At 58.0% G+C, this 18564-nt stretch carries 22 protein-coding genes; 12 read left to right on the top strand and 10 right to left on the bottom strand.

All coding sequences use genetic code 11. The features are described from left to right. Nucleotides 1–4 precede the first annotated feature (4 nt). On the bottom strand, nt 5–946 hold the full coding sequence (locus ACZ89R_RS25390; protein ID WP_429547720.1) for a LysR family transcriptional regulator: 942 nt from the start codon (nt 944–946) through the stop codon (nt 5–7). 15 nt (nt 947–961) lie between these two features. Here ACZ89R_RS25390 and ACZ89R_RS25385 point away from each other — a divergent pair, with 15 nt between their 5' ends. Then, entirely contained in the window at nt 962–1669 is a 708-nt protein-coding gene (locus ACZ89R_RS25385) for a CTP synthase C-terminal region-related (seleno)protein (protein ID WP_429547949.1), read from the top strand. After that, nucleotides 1666–1989, top strand: coding sequence for an antibiotic biosynthesis monooxygenase family protein (locus ACZ89R_RS25380; protein ID WP_429547721.1), 324 nt, complete (start codon nt 1666–1668; stop codon nt 1987–1989). Before ACZ89R_RS25385 ends, ACZ89R_RS25380 begins: the two co-directional genes overlap by 4 nt. Nucleotides 1990–2114: 125 nt before the next feature. On the opposite strand, the gene ACZ89R_RS25375 is transcribed toward ACZ89R_RS25380, so the two are convergent. Beyond that, nucleotides 2115–2441, bottom strand: a complete 327-nt coding sequence (locus ACZ89R_RS25375) for a DUF2025 family protein (RefSeq protein ID WP_030132586.1) — start codon at nt 2439–2441, stop codon at nt 2115–2117. A 233-nt stretch (nt 2442–2674) separates the two neighbouring features. Here ACZ89R_RS25375 and ACZ89R_RS25370 point away from each other — a divergent pair, with 233 nt between their 5' ends. Together ACZ89R_RS25370 and ACZ89R_RS25365 are read left to right on the top strand one after the other, a co-directional pair. Beyond that, nucleotides 2675–3802, top strand: a complete 1128-nt coding sequence (locus ACZ89R_RS25370; protein ID WP_429547722.1) for a glycerophosphodiester phosphodiesterase — start codon at nt 2675–2677, stop codon at nt 3800–3802. After that, on the top strand, nt 3803–4486 hold the full coding sequence (locus ACZ89R_RS25365; protein ID WP_429547723.1) for a helix-turn-helix transcriptional regulator: 684 nt from the start codon (nt 3803–3805) through the stop codon (nt 4484–4486). Between the two features lies 1 nt (nt 4487). On the opposite strand, the gene ACZ89R_RS25360 is transcribed toward ACZ89R_RS25365, so the two are convergent. Beyond that, entirely contained in the window at nt 4488–5375 is an 888-nt protein-coding gene (locus ACZ89R_RS25360) for a sterol desaturase family protein (protein ID WP_429547724.1), read from the bottom strand. 158 nt (nt 5376–5533) lie between these two features. On the opposite strand from ACZ89R_RS25360, the gene ACZ89R_RS25355 reads away from it, so the two are divergent. Both ACZ89R_RS25355 and ACZ89R_RS25350 read left to right on the top strand, forming a co-directional pair. Continuing rightward, the gene (locus tag ACZ89R_RS25355; RefSeq protein WP_123495750.1) at nt 5534–5839 is read left to right on the top strand and encodes a PepSY domain-containing protein; all 306 of its coding nucleotides are present in this window, start codon (nt 5534–5536) and stop codon (nt 5837–5839) included. A 158-nt stretch (nt 5840–5997) separates the two neighbouring features. After that, nucleotides 5998–7173, top strand: a complete 1176-nt coding sequence (locus ACZ89R_RS25350; RefSeq protein WP_429547725.1) for a GAF domain-containing sensor histidine kinase — start codon at nt 5998–6000, stop codon at nt 7171–7173. Nucleotides 7174–7259: 86 nt separating this feature from the next. Here ACZ89R_RS25350 and ACZ89R_RS25345 read toward each other — a convergent pair whose 3' ends face one another. Together ACZ89R_RS25345 and ACZ89R_RS25340 are read right to left on the bottom strand one after the other, a co-directional pair. After that, nucleotides 7260–8885, bottom strand: coding sequence for a methyl-accepting chemotaxis protein (locus tag ACZ89R_RS25345; protein WP_429387162.1), 1626 nt, complete (start codon nt 8883–8885; stop codon nt 7260–7262). A 66-nt stretch (nt 8886–8951) separates the two neighbouring features. Continuing rightward, nucleotides 8952–9113, bottom strand: a complete 162-nt coding sequence (locus tag ACZ89R_RS25340; RefSeq protein WP_157214947.1) for a hypothetical protein — start codon at nt 9111–9113, stop codon at nt 8952–8954. Nucleotides 9114–9160: 47 nt separating this feature from the next. On the opposite strand from ACZ89R_RS25340, the gene ACZ89R_RS25335 reads away from it, so the two are divergent. Continuing rightward, nucleotides 9161–10183, top strand: a complete 1023-nt coding sequence (locus ACZ89R_RS25335; RefSeq protein WP_429547726.1) for a transporter — start codon at nt 9161–9163, stop codon at nt 10181–10183. Nucleotides 10184–10290: 107 nt separating this feature from the next. On the opposite strand, the gene ACZ89R_RS25330 is transcribed toward ACZ89R_RS25335, so the two are convergent. Continuing rightward, entirely contained in the window at nt 10291–10728 is a 438-nt protein-coding gene (locus ACZ89R_RS25330) for a multidrug/biocide efflux PACE transporter (protein ID WP_429547727.1), read from the bottom strand. Between the two features lie 89 nt (nt 10729–10817). Between ACZ89R_RS25330 and ACZ89R_RS25325 the strand changes: the two genes are divergently transcribed. After that, a complete protein-coding gene (locus ACZ89R_RS25325; RefSeq protein ID WP_429547728.1) occupies nt 10818–11672 on the top strand; it encodes a LysR family transcriptional regulator in 855 nt (284 codons plus the stop codon). 121 nt (nt 11673–11793) lie between these two features. Here ACZ89R_RS25325 and ACZ89R_RS25320 read toward each other — a convergent pair whose 3' ends face one another. From ACZ89R_RS25320 to ACZ89R_RS25310, 3 genes are all read right to left on the bottom strand, one after another. Then, nucleotides 11794–13029, bottom strand: a complete 1236-nt coding sequence (locus ACZ89R_RS25320; RefSeq protein WP_429547729.1) for an RNA polymerase sigma factor — start codon at nt 13027–13029, stop codon at nt 11794–11796. A 76-nt stretch (nt 13030–13105) separates the two neighbouring features. Next, nucleotides 13106–13450 (bottom strand): YciI family protein, encoded by a 345-nt coding sequence (locus ACZ89R_RS25315; protein WP_429547730.1) that lies wholly within the window; start codon nt 13448–13450, stop codon nt 13106–13108. A gap of 113 nt (nt 13451–13563) precedes the next feature. Continuing rightward, nucleotides 13564–13989, bottom strand: a complete 426-nt coding sequence (locus tag ACZ89R_RS25310; protein ID WP_123495731.1) for a YybH family protein — start codon at nt 13987–13989, stop codon at nt 13564–13566. Nucleotides 13990–14130: 141 nt separating this feature from the next. On the opposite strand from ACZ89R_RS25310, the gene ACZ89R_RS25305 reads away from it, so the two are divergent. The 4 genes from ACZ89R_RS25305 (at nt 14131) to ACZ89R_RS25290 (ending at nt 17365) form a co-directional block, all read left to right on the top strand. Next, on the top strand, nt 14131–14616 hold the full coding sequence (locus ACZ89R_RS25305; RefSeq protein WP_429547731.1) for a GNAT family N-acetyltransferase: 486 nt from the start codon (nt 14131–14133) through the stop codon (nt 14614–14616). Between the two features lie 17 nt (nt 14617–14633). Further along, complete coding sequence (locus ACZ89R_RS25300; protein ID WP_429547732.1) at nt 14634–15239, top strand: pyridoxamine 5'-phosphate oxidase family protein; 606 nt, start codon at nt 14634–14636, stop codon at nt 15237–15239. A gap of 294 nt (nt 15240–15533) precedes the next feature. Then, nucleotides 15534–16592, top strand: coding sequence for a hypothetical protein (locus tag ACZ89R_RS25295; protein ID WP_123501132.1), 1059 nt, complete (start codon nt 15534–15536; stop codon nt 16590–16592). 83 nt (nt 16593–16675) lie between these two features. Further along, nucleotides 16676–17365 carry a dTMP kinase gene (locus ACZ89R_RS25290; RefSeq protein ID WP_429547733.1) on the top strand — a complete coding sequence of 230 codons (690 nt, stop codon included), beginning with the start codon at nt 16676–16678 and terminating at the stop codon, nt 17363–17365. A gap of 43 nt (nt 17366–17408) precedes the next feature. On the opposite strand, the gene ACZ89R_RS25285 is transcribed toward ACZ89R_RS25290, so the two are convergent. Then, nucleotides 17409–18533 carry a GNAT family N-acetyltransferase gene (locus tag ACZ89R_RS25285; RefSeq protein WP_401174269.1) on the bottom strand — a complete coding sequence of 375 codons (1125 nt, stop codon included), beginning with the start codon at nt 18531–18533 and terminating at the stop codon, nt 17409–17411. Between the last annotated feature and the right edge of the window lie 31 nt (nt 18534–18564).

Raw genomic sequence — 18564 nt, 5'->3', positions numbered from 1 at the left:
CGACTCAAGAAAACTTCAGCGCGCGCCCCAATTCATCGAACAACGTCACCACCGAGCGCAATGCGCGGCAGTCCGGGCGTGTGAGCAACCACAGTGCCGTGTCGTAACCGTGCAAGGGCTCGGTCAACGGTTGCAGTCCATCACCGATCAAAAAGTCCGGCAACGCCGCGACACCCAGCCCGGCCCGCACTAACTCTGTCACTGACAACATGCTGTTACAGCGATAACCAGGCGTCACGCCAGGCAACTGCTGACGCCGCCATGCGACGGTGGGGTGATCGGGCAGGAAGTCGTCCGGGGCGATCCAGGTCAATGCAGCCAGGTCGTGGGAATCGACTGATTGCAGATAGGCCGCGCTGGCACAGACCCGGTAGGAAATATCCGCCAACCGCCGACCCACCAAATGTTCGGGCGGTGTGCGGGTCAAGCGCAAGGCGATGTCGGCGTCGCGACGGCTGAGATTGGCGAAGTTGTTGGAGGTGCAGAGTTCAATGGTCAGCGCCGGGTAAGACGGCATGAACCGCGCCAGCGCCGGCAACAACAAACTTTGCAGGACCGAATCGGTGCACGTCAGGCGCACCGTGCCGCTGATGATTTCACCGCCCTGCTCCACGCCAATGCGCGCCGCCTCCAGCGCTTGTTCGGCGCGTTCAGCCTGCTCGGCCAGGGTCTGCGCCAGCGTGGTCGGCAGGTAACCGGCGCGACTCTTTTCAAACAGTTGCTGACCCAACGCGGCTTCCAGTCGGCGGACGGCGCGAAACACCGTCGACACGTCGACCTTCAACAACGCCGACGCCCGGGCCAGAGAGCCGCCGCGCACGAGGGCGAGGATAAGGGACAGGTCCGGGTAGTCCAGTCGATAGTGCATCGGTGCATTGATCACTTGGGATAACGCCAATATTGATTGCGTGAACGCCAATCTATAGTGGGTGCCAGGAATCAACAAGTGTCGAGATCACTCATGGAAACCAGCGCCATCCGCATCGCCCTGATCGGCGATTACGACCCACAGGTCACCGCCCACCAAGCCATTCCCGTCGCCCTCGGCATGGCCGCCGAACACTCAGGCCAAGACATACAGCTCCAATGGTTGGCCACCGACCGCATCAACGCCGCTACGCCGCTGAATGACTTCGATGGTTTCTGGTGCGTGCCCGCCAGCCCTTATCGCGACATGGACGGCGCATTGCGGGCGATCCGTTTTGCCCGCGAGCAGCAGCGACCTTTCCTCGGCACTTGCGGTGGTTTTCAGCACGCGGTGCTCGAATTCGCCCGCAACGTTCTGGGCTGGAGCGATGCCGAACACGGCGAGACCTCGCCCGATGCGACACGGGCGTTACTCACGCCGCTGACCTGTTCGCTGGTGGAAGCCGTCGACAGCATTCATTTGGTTGAAGGCTCGTTGATCGCCAAGGCGTACGAAAACGCTGAAATTCGCGAGGGATATCGCTGCCGTTATGGCGTGAATCCCGAGTTTGAACAGGAGCTACTGAAACAACAATTGCACGCGGTGGGCCACGATTCAACGGGAGGGCTGCGGGCGGTGGAGCTAAAAGATCACCCGTTCTTTGTCGCAACGCTGTTCCAACCGGAACGCACCGCGCTTAAGGGTGTTCTGCCGCCGTTGGTCCGGGCGTTGATCGAGGCCTGTGCGAGGCCACAATCATGAGCGCCCAAACGCCTGCCGCGCCTTACTACGCGGTGATTTTCACCTCACTGCGCACCGACGGCGATCACGGTTACGAACAGGCCGCCGAACGCATGGTGCAACTGGCCCGGGAGCAACCCGGCTTCCTTGGCGTGGAATCGGCCCGAGGTGCGGATGGGCTTAGAATAACAATGTCCTACTGGGATAGCGAAGCGGCGATCCTGGCCTGGAAACATCATCCCGAGCACAGCGCGATTCGCGAGCGCGGGCGTTCGACCTGGTATTCGGCGTGTCATACGCGGGTGGGCAGGGTTGAGCGGGCGTATCTGTTTGAGCAGTAATAATTGCGGTGTGCTTTAGACCGCCATCGCGAGCAGGCTCGCTCCCACATTGGTTTTGTGATCGACACCTAATCAATGTGGGAGCGAGCCTGCTCGCGATAGGGCCAGCCAAGTCATCGCAATATTCACCCCCGCACCAAACTCCTCACCGCCGTAATCTGCGGCACTTCCCGCCGATTCATATACACCCGCAACGGTTCGGTGATGTTGATCCGGTCGTCGATGTTCTGGTCCAGCAGCAACTGGATCAGTTCGCGCTTGAGCGTCATGGTCTGCTCGGGGCCAGGAGCCCAGACGAATTCACTGGTGGGGATGATGCCGTCATCAGCCACGTCCATGCCGAACGAGTCTTCGCTAAAACGAACGATGTACTGGCCGGTCTTGCGATTGAGGCCGACGAAGCCTTTGAGTTGGTCGGCGGCCTGGCAAATGAGCTGGGAAGTGATGCGCATGATAAACCTCACAAAAGGTCGAAGGACCGGTGATCGATGGTTTACACGCAGGGCAAGCGAACGGGTTTCCCTCTGCCGGGGAAATTGCCGGAGCCAAGAGTACTGCAAAGAAGCGCACAAATGCGCTGAAAAAACTCCTTTAAACACGTTTATGTCGGTCTGGCGATAGCGCAAGCGGCGCTCAGTTGTTAAAAGATACGTCTTTGAAAACCCATCGCAAAAGGACTTCGAGCATGCCTGTCAACTTCACCAAGAGCGCCTTGCTGCTGAGCCTGATGCTCGGCCTCGGCCAGGCACAGGCCACCAACGAGCCAAGCCCCACCGCACTGGCGACCCGTCTGGGCATTCCGCACCCGGCGGTGATCGCTCACCGTGGCGCGTCTTTCGATGCACCGGAATCCACCGCTGCGGCCTACAAACTGGCCCGTGATCTGGGTGCCGATTACCTGGAATTGGACCTGCAACGCAGCAAGGACGGCGTGCTGTTCGCCCTGCACGACAACAACCTGCAACGCACCACGGATGTCGCCACCAAGTTCCCTGAGCGCAAGGACAGCCAGGCCAACGAATTCACTATCGCCGAACTCAAAACCCTGGATGCCGGCAGCTGGTTCAACCGCGCTTACCCGGATCGCGCACGCCCGGGCTACGCGGGTCTGAAGATCCTGACCCTGGACGAAATCATCGACATTGCCCAAGGTAATCCGCTGCACAAGCCGGGCCTGTACATCGAAACCAAAGAGCCGAAGCAGTTTCCCGGCATCGAGCGCGACCTCAAGGATAAATTGCAGGACCGCGGCTGGCTAAGCCCTGCCGGCTCGAAACTGGCGAAGAGCAATCTGGCGGTCGGTCAGGGCAAAGGTAAAGTGGTGTTGCAAACCTTCGAGAAGAGCAGCCTCGAACTGCTTGAGAAGGAAATGCCGAAAGTGCCGAAAATCCTGCTGTTGTGGGTGGGCGAAGGCAGCATCGAGCCGAAATCCAAAGTGACGTTCGCCGAATCCGGTGACAAGGATAAAGCCACCTACTACGCCAAACAGGAGCCAAAAGACAAAGCCGAATTCCAGCAATGGGTCGAGTACGCCAAGGCCCAAGGCGCTATCGGTACCGGCCCTTCGGCCGCACTGACCAAGGGTGGCGATCAGAGCTACTCGGACCTGGTGAAACCGTGGATGAACCAGTACACCCACGATCAGGGCCTGTTGGTGCACGTCTACACCATCGACGATGCGGTGGATTATCAGAAAGTGGCGGATGCCGGGGTCGATGGCATCTTCACCAACCGCGCCAGCGAACTGCTGAAGTTCTATAAGCGTCCGGCGGCGGCGAGTGTTGCGCAGTTATTGCAGAACAACGGGTACTGAGTGACGCAAAATACCGAGTGGACAGGCCACCTGTGGTTAGGGCGTGATTATGGTCTGATCCACGGAAAGCTGGGGCGCACTGCGCCCCATGCCCATTACGCCCATCAACTGATCCTGGCCCCTGATCGACCGGTCACCGTCAATCTCGACGGCGTGTACCAAACGGCCCATCGCCTGTTCATCCCCTCTCAAATCTGCCACTCCATTGTCGAGGCGCCGGATGTGGTGTTCACGGTCTATGCAGAGCCACTCATGTTCGACAACCAGGTGCTGAACAACGTCGTCTTCAAGGCCGCATTGTCCCTTGAAAGCCTCGACCACGCCGTTCGTCATTGCCCACGCCGATCCCTTGGCGATCCTCGGATCGAGCGCGCCTTGTCCACCCTCGACGGGTTGCTGACGACCAAGGTGCCGGCAAGCGCATTGGCTGCCGAGGCACACCTGTCCTTAAGTCAATTGCAACGGCTGTTCGCCAGTCACCTCGGCCTGCCTGTGCGCAGGCTGGTGCTATGGCGGCGACTGCGGCTGTCGATGGTGCTGATCCTGGCCGGCAGCGCCGTGACTGACGCCGCGCACGAGGCCGGGTTTGCCGATTCTGCGCACTTCTCCCGGAGTCTGAAAAAGCTCTTCGGCGTGACCGCTCGCCAAGCGTTGCAACACATCGATCTGCGTCTACTGGCTTGATTCAGCGCCGCAACGGCTCAGGTACCGCGGGTTCTTTGCTCAACGACACCGGCCCGAACGGGTCCAGCAGTTGCGCTACGTAGCCCCGAGGGAAGTCTGGTCGGCTGCCGATGCCCAGGTCGCCCTGACGGATTTCATAATCCGCCGTGTAAAACCCGGTCCCCAGAAGCCAGTCCCACAGGTTGCAGAACAAGGCGAAATTCACGTCGCCGGCCCGTCCATATTTCATGTGATGAAAGCGATGCACCGGCGCCCAGGCGAATATCCAGCGCAAGTACCCCAGCTGCATATCGACATTGGAATGTTGCAGCAGCAACTGGATGGCGATGGCAAATGCCAGCAGTGCCGCCACGTCCAGCGGGATGCCCAGCAGCAACAACGGCAACAGCCCCGCAGAGGCTTCCAGCAGTTGATGCAACGGATGTTTCATCAAGCCATTGAAGCCGTATAGCCGTTGAACGCTGTGATGCACCGCATGCAGACGCCACAACCACTGCACGCGGTGGCTGGCGTAGTGCATCAGGCTGAGACCGGCGTCGGCGATGAAAATCGCCAGCGCCAGTTGCAACCACAGCGGCCACCCCCTTGGCCATGCCCCGTCGAACGACAGCAGCGCCACCAGGCCCGGTAACGCCAGCAAACCGAGAGCATTCAACGCCTCGTTGACCAACCCGTGAACGATGTCACGAGCGCGATCACCGACCGAGCGATTCCAGCACACCTCATAGGGTAAAGCCCATTCGGCCAGAAACGACAGGGCCAGGGCTGCGAGAAACAGCGGCAACAGCCACCCCTCTCTTAACCCGGCAACTCCCGTTAGCCAAAGGCTGGCCCCAATAAATCCGCCCCAGAACGCTGGGGCATAGATCCGCGCAAAGATGTATTTCATCACCACCTCCATTGATCGAGGTCGCAGCATGAAAGATTGTCGGGATGACGGAATTGAACAAACGGCGCAATCGAAGCCCGAAACGTTTCTTAAGGGTGAATTAAGTTGCGCGAGCTAACCTGATTCCACTTAAACAGTTCACCCAAGGAAAGAACTTCATGAAAACTTTAACTGCCCTGTTCACCGCTGCTGCCCTGACCCTCACCGCTGGCCTGGCCCAGGCTGACGTTCGCGTCGACCAGATCCCCGAGTTGGTCAAGAGTGGCAAGATCAAACCCCTGGAAGAACTGAACCAGGCTGCCTTGAAGTTGCACCCGGGTGCCACGATTACCGACACCGACCTGGATAACCACTTCAACGGTTACGAATATGAAGTTGAACTGCGCTTGGCTGACGGCACCGAGTGGGATGTGGACTTCGATGCCACTACCGGCAAGGTTCTGAGCAACAAACAAGACACGTGATTTATCTGCAAAAAGCCGCACGATCCTCGGGTCGTGCGGCTTTTTTGCGTTCAGCGTCAGGCCGTTCGCTGAAGCGACGAACGAAGCCGCGACAATTCGCGCAAGCCCGCTAGAATCCCTCAAAACCATTCGGCATGTTGAAGTAGAGAACCAAGGATATGGGGCAAACAGCGGCAGCAGACATCGCCACAATCGGCCGGATCAGCGCGGTGCCGGCAATTCTTCAGGTGATCAGTGAGCTGACCGGCTTGCGGTTCGCCGCGGTGGCCCGTGTTACCGAAGACTCCTGGACTGCCTGCGCGGTGCTTGATCGACTGGATTTCGGTTTGAAGGTGGGCGACAAACTGGACCTGGTTTCCACCCTGTGCCACGAAATCCGCCAGGGCCACTCGGTGGTCATCGACAAGGCCAGTGAAGACCCGCTCTACCGCGATAACCCCACGCCCCGCACCTATCAATTCGAAAGCTACATTGCCGTCCCGATTTTCCGCACCGACGGGCGCTTTTTCGGCACCATCTGCGCCCTTGATCCCAACCCTGCGCCGCTCAAGTCCAGCACGATCCTGAGTACCATGGAATCGTTCGCCCGAATGCTCGCGCTGCAAATAGAAGCAGAAGAAACCCTGCAACAGACCGAAGCGGCGCTGGTCAAGGAACGCCAAACCGCCGAACTGCGCGAACAATTCATCGCCGTGCTTGGTCATGATCTGCGCAACCCCTTGTTCGCCATCAGCGCCGGTGCCGAAATGCTCCTGCGTAAACTTTCCGACCCCGCGAATGAGCAACGCGCCCGACACATCCTCACCAGCGCCCGACGGGCAACCAAACTGGTGGACGATGTGCTGGACTTCGCGCGGGGTTCACTGGGCCGAGGCATCCCCGTAAATATCGAGCCGTGCCCGGATCTGGCGGATGCATTGCGGCATGTGATTTCCGAGATCCAGAGCATTCACCCCAGACGCATCATTCAGTCGTCGATTGGCGACCTGAGCAACGTTCATTGCGATCGCGAACGGGTCGCACAGTTGCTCTCCAATCTGCTGGCGAACGCCGTTGTCCACGGAACTCCCGATGACCCGGTCGAGGTCAGTGCGCAGGTCGACGATGGACACTTTGTGTTGAGCGTGAAGAACCAGGGGCTGATTGCCGAAGATGCGCTGCCGCATCTGTTCCTGCCCTACTCGAAACCAGCCGGCGGCACACCGCAGGTCGGCCTCGGGTTGGGGTTGTACATTGCCAGTCAGATTGCGCAGTCCCATGGCGGGAAACTGGAGGTGCTATCGACCGAGCAACAGGGCACGACGTTCACCTTCAGCTTGCCCTCACGGGCTTAAGCAAATCCGTGATCGACGGGCGCGGCACGAACTTGAGAGCGACTGTGTACCGATTCGGTAACCAAACCGGTACACAGCCCGTTTCACTAGGCGCTCAACCGCGCCGTGACTTCATTCAACTGCCCCGACAAGCCATGCAGATTGTGGCTGGCCGCTTCGGTGCGCTGCACGTTGTCCAAGTTAGTACTGGCGATGCTGGTGATTTCGGTGAGGTTGCGCGAGATGTCTTCGGCCACTGAAGTCTGTTCTTCAGCGGCGGTGGCGATCTGGCGGTTCATGTCGCGAATGGCCTCCACGGCATGGGTGATGCGCTCGAGCATGGCGCCGGCCTGGGTCACTTGCTCGACGCTTTCTTCGCTGCGCGACTGACCGCTTTCGATCGCCTGGGCCGCGTCCACTGCGCCCGTTTGCACGGTTTGAATGATCTGGTTGATCTCGATGATCGACGCTGCCGTGCGTTGGGCCAGGCTGCGCACTTCATCGGCGACCACCGCAAAACCACGCCCGGCTTCACCGGCACGGGCCGCTTCGATGGCGGCGTTGAGCGCCAGCAGGTTGGTCTGTTCGGCGATGCCGCGAATCACTTCCAGCACTTTACCGATGCGCCCGCTGTCGGCTTCCAGACGACGGATGACCGTGGCGGTGTTGGCGATTTCGCCGCGCATTTGGGTGATGGTGTGGATGGTGCCCTGCATGACTTTTTCGCCCTGCTGGGCGGACTGGTCGGCGTCATCGGCCGCACGTGCCGCGTCGGCTGCGTGACGCGCGACTTCTTGCGCGGTGGCGGACATTTCGTTCATCGCCGTGGCCACCTGATCGGTGCGGTTGAATTGCTCGTTGGTGCCGCTGGCCATGAGGCCGGCAATCGAGTTCAGTTCGCCGCTGGCGCTGTCCAGATCCGTCGCGCTGCGCTGCAAACGGCTGAAGGTTTCGGCGAGGAAATCGCGCAAGGTGTTGGCGGCCTTGGCCAGGTTGCCCAACTCGTCCTGACGGGTGCTGGCCACGCGCTCGGCGAAGCGCCCTTGGCTGAGCTGCGCCACGTAGTCGATCAGTTTACGGATCGGTTCCACCAGGTTGCGGTTGACCAGCCACAGGCTCAACAGGCCAATCAGCAGGCCCGACACCAGCATCACGATGATCCCCAACCACACCGTCTGATCGGCGCTGGCGCTGATCAGCTTCGATTGCTCGGTGCCCTGCTTGCGCAACTCACTGACCAACTCGCTCATCTGCTCACTGGCTGCACGGTCCACGCCTTTGACCGCGTTGTCGCCGGCTGTTGGGTCGGCACCGGCCGCCACGTAGGCATCACGGCCCTTCTGATAGGCCGCACCTAATACACGATGCTCTTCACGCAGGCGTTCGATGCGGGTCTTGAGTTGCGGCTCGATGCCTTTCTGCCCGGCCAGTTCACCGAGGATGCCCTGCACGTCGCGCTGGCGGTCCTCGAACTGCTTCCAGTATTTGTCCAGGTTCGCAGGTTCCTTGCCGCGCAGTAGAACGTTCTTCCACTCCTGAACCTGCACCTTGAATTGCAGGTTGGCTTCATCGATCAATTGCGAGGTGTGCAACGGACCTTCAATCAGGTTCGCGTAGTTCTGAACGCCATTGGACAGGAAGTGAAAGCAGGACAAAGCGATCAGCAACATCGCCAACAGGCTGCCGCTCAACAGGGCGAGGATTTGCGCTCTCAGGGATTTTTGCAAAAACATCGAGTGATATCTCATGACAGGGATAAGGCACGCCCAAGGGGTATGCAAGATGTCTGGACATCCCTGTCAGCGACGCTGGTTCACCACCAGAATCGGAAGATCGACATCAGCCTCATCGGCGCGCCAGAGCCTTTCTTGAGCGCTCTCCGACGACCGGTAGAAGGTAGATTTGCGGCGCTGTCCAACCGTCACAAAACCTTCAAGTTGCGTTGCGATGATGAGGCTCAAGTGAACCTGTGAAACCCGCGACAGGCGCTTCCTCGCAGCGAGACCTCATGAACCACAGCATTGACCAGCGCCATCGCGATTCCGACCTGTTCGGCCTGCTTTACGGTTTCAGTTTTCGCCCTGGTGAGCGCGGCCGGGAGATCGACTCGGCCAAGGCGCTGCACCGCCTGCACCAACCTGAGGACAGCGACGAATTCCTCTGGCTGCACCTGAATCTGGCCCATGCCGCCTGCGAGCGCTGGATGAAAAGTCATCTGGCATTGCCCGATGAATTTTTCGAAGCACTGCACGAAGGTTCTCGCTCGACGCGCATCGAGCATGTCGATTCGGCGTTGCTGGCGGTGGTCAACGACGTGGTGTTCAACCTCAGCAGCATGGTCTCCTCGGATGTCTCGACGCTGTGGGTCTGCGCTCGCAGTCGGCTGATCATCAGCGCACGCCTGCAACCGCTGCACTCGGTGGACAAGCTGCGTTCTTCGGTGAAGGCCGGTGAATGCTTTCGCTCGCCGCTGGAGCTGCTGGTGCATTTGTTGCGCGATCAGGGCGAAGTGCTGACGCAGATCGTGCGCAAAACCAGCCTCAGCGTCGATCAGATCGAAGATGAGCTGCTGTCTTCGCGCCTGTCCACCAACCGCGCTGAACTGGGCGCCAACCGCCGGGTGCTGGTGCGCCTGCAACGGTTGCTGGCGCTGGAGCCAGGGTCGTTGCTGCGCCTGCTCAATCGCCCGCCGCAATGGTTGCAGAAGGAGGACGTCAAGGAGCTGCGCAAGTCCACCGAGGAGTTTGCGCTGATCATCAACGACCTCACGGCCCTCGGTGAACGGATCAAGCTGTTGCAAGAAGAGATCGCCGCCAACCTCAACGAACAGAGCAACCGCACCCTGTTCACCCTGACCGTGGTCACGGTGCTGGCGCTGCCGATCAACATCATCGCCGGCTTCTTCGGCATGAACGTCGGCGGCGTGCCGCTTTCCGGTGATCCGGAGGGGTTCTGGATTCTGGTGGCACTGGTCGCGACGTTTACCCTGATTGCCGGGCGCTGGGCGTTTCGCAAGCGGCAGGATTATTAAGATCAAAAGATCGCAGCCTTCGGCAGCTCCTACGCCGATCGGGTACATCCGTGATTATGGTTGTACTCAATCAATGTAGGAGCTGCCGCAGGCTGCGATCTTTGTTTTTAAACCTCGCAAGCCCTGCGCACCAACAGCCGCTCACGCACCACGTCGTAGCCCCAGTGATAGACGTAGGTGTAGGGCAGGAAAAACAGCAGCACACCGATATCCAGCAGGAACGCCTGCCACAGGCTGACCTTCAGCCACCAGGCAATCAACGGCACGCCGAACGCGACCAGGCCGCCTTCGAACAACAGCGCATGGACCACACGCATCCAAGCGTTACGCACAATCGCAAAGCGTTTGAGCAGCCGGTCGAACAGGCCGTTGAAGACCACGTTCCAGGCCAGCGCAAGGGCTGCAATGGCCATGGTGACCGCGCCCATTTCCAGCATGGGTTTGTCCATGACCCAGGCCAGCAGCGGGGTACAGATCAATATCGCCAGCAGTTCGAAACCGATGGCCTGGAAAATTCGTTCAGTGATGGATTTGTTGGCGTTCATGGCCAGACTCCCTGAGTGAGTATGGTTGCCATGATCCGTTATCACACCGATACTTCATAACCAATAACCATCGATCAAGGCGATAGCTCATGGCTTCCCACGAAGTGCTGCTGGCGTTTGTCCAGGCGGCGACTCAAGGCTCGTTTTCCGCCGCGGCGCGCAAGCTCGGTCGCAGTCAGTCGACCATCAGCGCCGCAGTAGCCAGCCTGGAAATCGACCTGAACCTTGTCCTCTTCGACCGCAGCAGCCGCAAGCCGAGCCTGACCCCGGCCGGGCACGTCATGTTGCAGCGGGCCGAGGAGATTCTGGCCGCCACCAGCCGCCTGGAAATGACCGCCAGCCAACTGTCCCAAGGCGTCGAGCCGAAGCTGACCGTGGCGATTTCCGACACTTACCAGTCCGACCGTTTTGAAGCGGCGCTCAGTGCTTTCGAGCAGCGTTATCCGGACCTGGAATTGGAATGCCTGATCGCCGAATGCGATGACCTGGTGGCACTGGTGCAACGCGGTCGAGCGCATGTCGCCTTCGCCGAGATGCAGGACAGCTATCCACCGGATCTGGTCAGTTCGACGGTGGACGAACGCACGGAAATCGCTCTGTTCGTGTCCCATGCGCACCCGTTGGCGAAGCAGAACGCAATCGATCAGGACGTGCTGCAACAGCACCGCGAGCTGCGTCTGGCGACAATCGTCAATCCGTACGAAAGCCGGGCAAAGGGGCGCGTCTGGTCGGCACCGAGTTATCTGATGTTGCTGGAAATGGCCCAGGGCGGGTTCGGCTGGGCGCCGCTGCCCCGCTGGTTGGTGGGGCGGTTCGGGGCCGGGTCATTGATGGAACTGAATGTGCGCGGCTGGCCGAAAGCGGTGTACGTCGATGCGCTGTGGTCACGCCTGCATCCGCCGGGGCCGGCGGGGAGTTGGTTATTGAGCAAGATGCTGGAATAGCGGTGCAGCCATCGCGAGCAGGCTCGCTCCCACATGGGTGCTGTGCCGGACACAAACTTTGCATACATCATCGATCCACTGTGGGAGCGAGCCTGCTCGCGATGGGGCCGGTGAAATCACATCACTCCAACGCCCGCAGCCGCCCCTCGATAAACCGCCGTTCCGGCACCTGCTGCGTCAATTCCAGCGCCCGCTCATACGCCGCTCGCGCCTCTTCCACCCTCCCCAACTGCCGGTAAAACTCTGCCCGCGCCGAATGCGCCAGGTGGTAATCCAGCAATTCGCCCCGCGCCAGAATCCCTTCGATCAGCATCAACCCCGCCAATGGCCCATCGCGCTTGGCCAGCGCCGCCGCGCGGTTGAGTTCGACCACCGGTGACGGAACGGCCCGCAGCAGCACGTCATACAGACCGACAATCTGCGGCCAGTCCGTCTGCGCGGCCATCGGTGCTTCGGCATGCACCGCCGCAATCGCCGCTTGCAGACAATAAGGTCCGAAGCGCCGCGTTGTCAGCGCCCGTTCCACCAATGCACAGCCTTCGGCAATCAGCTCGGCGTCCCACAACGAGCGATCCTGTTCATCCAGCACAATCAGTTCACCGCTCGATGAGGTCCTGGCCGGGCGCCGGGACTCATGCAACAGCATCAGCGCCAGCAACCCCATCACCTCCGGTTCGGGTAGCAATTCCATCAACAACCGACCGAGACGAATCGCTTCACGCGTCAGGTCTTCGCGGGTCAATTCGTTGCCGATAGACGCCGAGTACCCTTCGTTGAACACCAGGTAAATCACCCGCAGCACACTGTCGAGACGCTCGGGCAGTTCCGTCAGGGTGGGCACCTGATAAGGGATTTTCGCGTCACGAATCTTCGCCTTGGCCCGCACGATGCGTTGGGCGATAGTGGCCGGCGCCGAGAGAAAGGCCCGGGCGATTTCTTCGGTGGTCAGGTCGCAGACTTCGCGCAGGGTCAACGGCACTTGAGCATCCGCCGCCAGTGCCGGGTGACAACAGGTGAAGATCAGCCGCAGGCGATCGTCTTCCACATCTTCATCACTCCAGTCAGCCTGCTCCAGCGCTTCCAGTTGAGCGATCAACATCGGCCGGGACGCGTTAAAACGCGCACGCCGGCGCAATACATCGATGGCCTTGAAGCGCCCGGTGGATACCAGCCAGGTGCGCGGGTTGTCCGGCACACCGTCACGCTGCCAGCGTTCGACCGCGACGAAGAACGCCTCGTGCAGCGCTTCTTCGGCGAGGTCGAAATCGCCGAGCAGACGGATCAGGGTCGCCAGAATCCGCCGCGAATCTTGGCGGTAGACCTGCTCGACTCGCGCCCGTACCGACTCGCCGGGCATCAGTGCGGCATGCCTTCGGCGGGCATTCGTTGCAGGGGTGGCAGACTCATGAAAGAACTCCTGTTGTGATTGTTATTCAGGGATTCAACTGGCGAACGGGCCGCACCTCGACACAGCCGACCCGGGCCGCCGGAATATTGCCGGCGACCTGGAGGGCTTCATTGAGGTCCTTGGCATCGATCAAATAGAAGCCAGCCAATTGCTCCTTGGTTTCAGCGAACGGGCCATCGGTGATCGACATCTTGCCGTTGCGCATGCGCACGGTGGTCGCGGTCTGCACCGACTCCAGCGCTTCGGCGGCGAGCATCCGCCCACTGCCCTGGATCGACTCAGCGTAGGCCATGCACTCAGCGTCCTTGGGGCTTTCGGGCAGCGAGTGCAACTCGTGCTCGTTGCTGTAGACCAGGCATAAATACTTCATGGGGGCTCTCCATTTCTTGGGGGCTGTGCCCTGATCGAACGGATCAACTATGGCTGCAGATGGGCGCTTTGGCGCTGCTTTCCGATAAACAGCCCGGCAAATCAGACCGACCATCAGGGTTCCAGATTGAACAGCACCGCGCCGCTTGTCATGTCGAACGGCGCCGACCAGTGTTCGTGAACGATCTGCCATAGCCCCGCTTCCTGGCGGTAGCACGCGGTGACGCGCATCCAGCAGGCCTGGGTTTCACCCTTTTCATTGGTGCCGCCGCAATGCGCCAGCCAGTGCGCGAAAGCGATCTCCTGCGACGGCACGATGTCGATCTCGTGGAACTCGAAAATGTGCGGGCCGGGGCACATCTCCATGCATTCCTGCCAATGCGCACGGTAGGCCGCCTTGCCCTTGAATTGCAGGGCTTTGACCGCGTCGAAGGAGACGATGTCGTCGGCGTACAGGGCCATGACCTTTTCCACGTCCTTGGCCATGACTGCCTGGCGATAGTTCTCGATCAGGTTATGAATTTGTGTCCGAGCATTCATGATGGTTCTCCGTGGTTTTTTTGTTGAAGACACCCTTAGTCGTCTGGCGAACAGCCAAATCGACAACCGAAATAAAAATAATCCATGGGAGCAAATTCGCTAGAATCCGAAGCTCATTTCCGTTGGAAAAAGGACACTCCAGTGACAGCCCGACTCGTGCCTTACGAAAGCCTGAACGCCCTGCAGCGCCAACAGGTCGAGGCGATCGAAATCCACGCCGAACAAATCCGATTCTCCGGCGACATCCATGGTGCATTACACACCTTGCTCTCCAAGCCAGCCCCTGGGGTCAAAGGCTTCGCGCTGCTGGTGGAGGATGCTCCGGTTGCCTTCCTGCTGCTCAAGCGCCCGCCGGTGCTGCCGGCCTGGGCCGACGAACACAGCGCCACCTTGCACGCCCTGCAAGTCGATCGTCGCGCCCAAGGCAAAGGCTATGGCAAAGCCTGCCTGCAAGCCCTGCCCGAAGCTGCGCGCCAGGCCTGGCCGGAAATCAAAGGGCTGGAGTTGTCGGTGGATGCGGACAATGAGTCGGCCATCGCGCTGTATGCCAAATATGGCTTTGTCGACAGCGGCGAAGCGTACAAAGGCCGGATTGGTTATGAACGGCGGATGGGGCTGGTTTTCTGATTCGAGAGGGATGAACGATGTTGAATTCAATCCAAGCGCTGGAAGCGATCTACGGCCAGCCCCATGACCGCGCGGTGCGCAAGCAGATCCCGTTTCTGAACGAGGACTATCAGGCGATGGTCCGCGCCTCGCCACTGGTAATTATCAGCTCGGTAGGCCCCGACGGCCTGGACGGCTCGCCGCGTGGCGATACGCCGGGTTTCGTGCGGATTATCGATGAGCGCACGCTGGCGATCCCGGATCGACCGGGCAACAACCGCATCGACACGCTGCGCAATGTCGTGCTCGATTCGCGGGTATCGCTGCTGTTCATCATCCCCGGGATCGGCGAGACACTGCGGGTCAACGGCACAGCGCAGATCAGCGCCGAGCCCGAGTTGCTGGAGAGTTTTGCAGTCAATGGCAAACCGGCGCGCACGGTGATGCTGGTGACGGTGCAAGCGGCGTATTTCCACTGCTCGAAAGCGATTGTGCGTTCGGATTTGTGGAACCCGCACAAACACCTCGAACGCTCTGCCCTGCCGACCGCCGGGGCGTTTCACAAGCGCCTGAACGATGGGCAGTTCGATGCCGAAGCGTATGACCGGGAAGCACCGGTGAGAGTGCGGGATAGTCTCTACTGACACGACGCCCCCAACTTTACTCCTACAGCCTCTCGGGCTATGAACTGTAGGAGTAATCTTTCAAAGAAAAACAAAGTTGCTTTCCTAGATTGAATACCTGGGCATCAATCCCTGTAAGACACTTCTGATTTTTTTATAAGTATTGACGACCTGCGCATATCGACACTAGGGTTCTGTACATGAGTGCTATTACCTCTGAGCGGTGAGACGAGCCCAGTAAAATACTTGCCACCTATTCCTTTGGAGTGAAGCCTCTCACAACTTACAAAACCATTGCACAGGGAGCAATAGGCAATGACCGCGCTCATAAAAACTTCGCAATCGAAAATATTTGACAATGAAATCTCCATATTAGATGGAAAAATCTCAATCCCAAAAAAATATCTACGCGAAAGAGCTTTTTTAGAAAGCACAAGCATTCTCGTTATTTCAGGTTCTTTAATCGAGGGGATTGGGACCATTCATTCCGATATCGACTGCATTATTCTATGCGATCAACGACCTAAAGCTAACAACATCAAAAACAGCCAACACGCCTTGGTTACAGATATAAACTACCACTACATCACCCAAGATGAAGAGGTTCATAACACAACAGATTTTTACGGTAACACCAGCATCCACATTGATGCTGACTATATAACATTTTCCGAGCTGGAAGATATTATTAAGAAGATCGAGAAAGCATTTGATGAGATCACTTATGATCAGCGCTTCCTCTATGGCCCAGTGTTGTCAAACACTGAAAACAACGTCATTCATAGATCATTAATTGGGCATGCATTGGAGAACGAGGAGAAATTCAATCAATTGAAGTCCGAGATACCTCTGGAGAAACACATTTATGTAGCTCATCGTGAAAAACTTCCCGTATTTTATGCATTCCAGGATGTTCAAGGCTGTTGGCAGTCGGGAAACCTTTGGATGGGTTGTGAGATAGCCCGGGATATGATGCTAAAGACAACAATGAGCTTTACCTACTTAACAGGCACAACAAACAAGCACTACAAGTGGGTTTATTCAAACATGTTCAGAGTTAATGGGTTTGATGAAATTAAAAATAGATTCTTTACCTTGTCCAGACAGGGGGCGGTCACAGAGGCTGAATGCCGATCATACATTCAAGAAACGCTGGAATATATGGACCTGGTATTTCTAGCAATCGAAGAACTGCTAAAAAAATCCAAAATTTACCCATCAACACAAAAGTCTCTTTCCGCACTGGATAAAGAATTCAACAAACGAAAACAAACAAAACACAAAATATCGATGTGCGAGTACTACTTCAGGAAAAAATATTTTGCTGCGGAAGGAACCCCCTCTTTAATTAGCCTACTCAAAGAATGGGATTGAGAAGAGCGACTTGCAAATACGGCTAACATTGAGGGGAGCGGTAGAAACTCGTTAGATACCGAAGCCTATTTGGGAGGATTTTTATGAATTTTCCAGCTGCGAGGAAAGCTATATTTATCGCATTTGAAGGCACTGACGGCGCAGAAAAATCTACAGTTGCAAGGGCAACATATGACAAGGTTTTTGAGTCCTATCCCGAATTGAATTATATAGATAAAAATCGACCGCCTGTATCATCAGGGTATACGGAGTTTCATATGTCCCGCATACGTGAAATCCTTTGGGATTACCCGGACAATGCCCCTCTGGACCAATTAGGCGACAGGCACTGGATAAGTTTAATCGCCGCTTGGTTTCAGGCCACAGATTATGCCGCCATAAGGCCGTTGATGAACGCTGGTGTTAGTTGCATCGCAGATGGTTGGCACTACAAGTACCTAGCACGCTTTTTACTTAAAGACACATACTTGGCTGAAGAGGCATTAGCAATATTCTCAACCATTAGAAAACCTGACGCCGTCATTTTCCTGGATGTCGACCCAGTTCTTGCAGCGAAAAGAAAAGGATCTTTTCGTCTTAGCGAGAGCGGGGCCTATGATGGCGGCAATGAAGATCGACTTAAAAGTTTCATCGCGTATCAAAATCGAGTTCGATCCAGTTATGAACAATGTGGTTTGGCAAATTGGGTAAGGATCGATACGACCGACCTTAGTGAGGAGGCCGTACTCGATAGAGCGGTGAGTGCAGTAAAAAATATATTCAGCAAAACATAGAGCACAGCAGATGAAGGCTGCAATCTTCAGTCATGTGCGAAGATCAGCCTTGCCGGTAAGGCAAAGCTGTCTTCGCCTCTTCCGCATACCCCATCACCCCGACCCGCTCACGTTCAAGGAAGTCTTTCACCGCTGCCTTCAAGCCCGGATGGCGCAGGTAATGCCAGGAATGGGTGATCACCGGCTCAAAGCCGCGAATCAACTTGTGCTCGCCCTGAGCGCCGGCGTCAAAACGCTGAAAGCCGTTGGCAATCGCGTAATCCATGCCTTGATAGAAACAAGTCTCGAAATGCAGACGATCGAACTCTGCCAGGCAGCCCCAGTAACGGCCATAGAAGCTGTCGCCACCGACCAGACTGAAGGCCATGGCCACCGGTCGTGAGCCTTGTTTAGCCAACACCACACGGATCGATTCCGGCATGCGCTCGGCCAATAGACTGAAAAATTCCCGGGTCAGATACGGCGTTTGCCGACGCACCGCGTAGGTATTGGCGTAGCAGGCATACACAAAGTCCCACTGCGCCTGATCCAGTTGCCGTCCTTCCAGCCATTCGAAGTCGATACCCTGCCCCGCCACTTGCTCACGCTCCTTGCGCATTTGCTTGCGCTTGCGCGAACTGAGGGCGTCGAGGAAGTCCTGAAAATCCCGATAGCCGCGATTCTGCCAGTGGTACTGACAGCCAATGCGCTGCAACCAGCCTGGCTGTTCGGCCAATGCCGCGTCGGTGAATGGATCGGTGAAGTTGATATGGGCGCTGGAGAGTCCTTCGATTTCCAGATAACCCGGCAGGCTCTGCAGGAGTTCGAAACCGTCCTCGATCGTCGCCGCCAGCAAGCGCGGCCCGCTGACCGGGCTGAACGGCACCGCCGTCAACAGTTTGGGGTAGTAGTCGATGCCGGCACGCTCACAGGCTTCGGCCCATGCATGGTCGAACACGTACTCGCCGTAGGAATGCCATTTGCGGTAACTGGGCAGTGCGGCGATCAGGCGATCGCCTTCGACATGCAGCAGATGCTCGGGCTGCCAACCGGAATGCGGGCCTAGGCTGGCGCTGTCTTCCAGCGCGCTCAGAAAGGCATGACGCAGAAACGGCTGAGTTTCCGGTACCAGCGCGTCCCAGGTGTGCGGCGCGATTTCGGACAGACTTTCCAGACGTTGCAGCGGCATCAGTATCCCCGACCATCATTTTTCTACAGAT

This window comes from Pseudomonas sp. TE3728 (assembly GCF_056279145.1).
The sequence above is the reverse complement of the archived record's forward strand: the minus strand, read 5'-3'. Positions and strand labels throughout refer to the sequence as shown.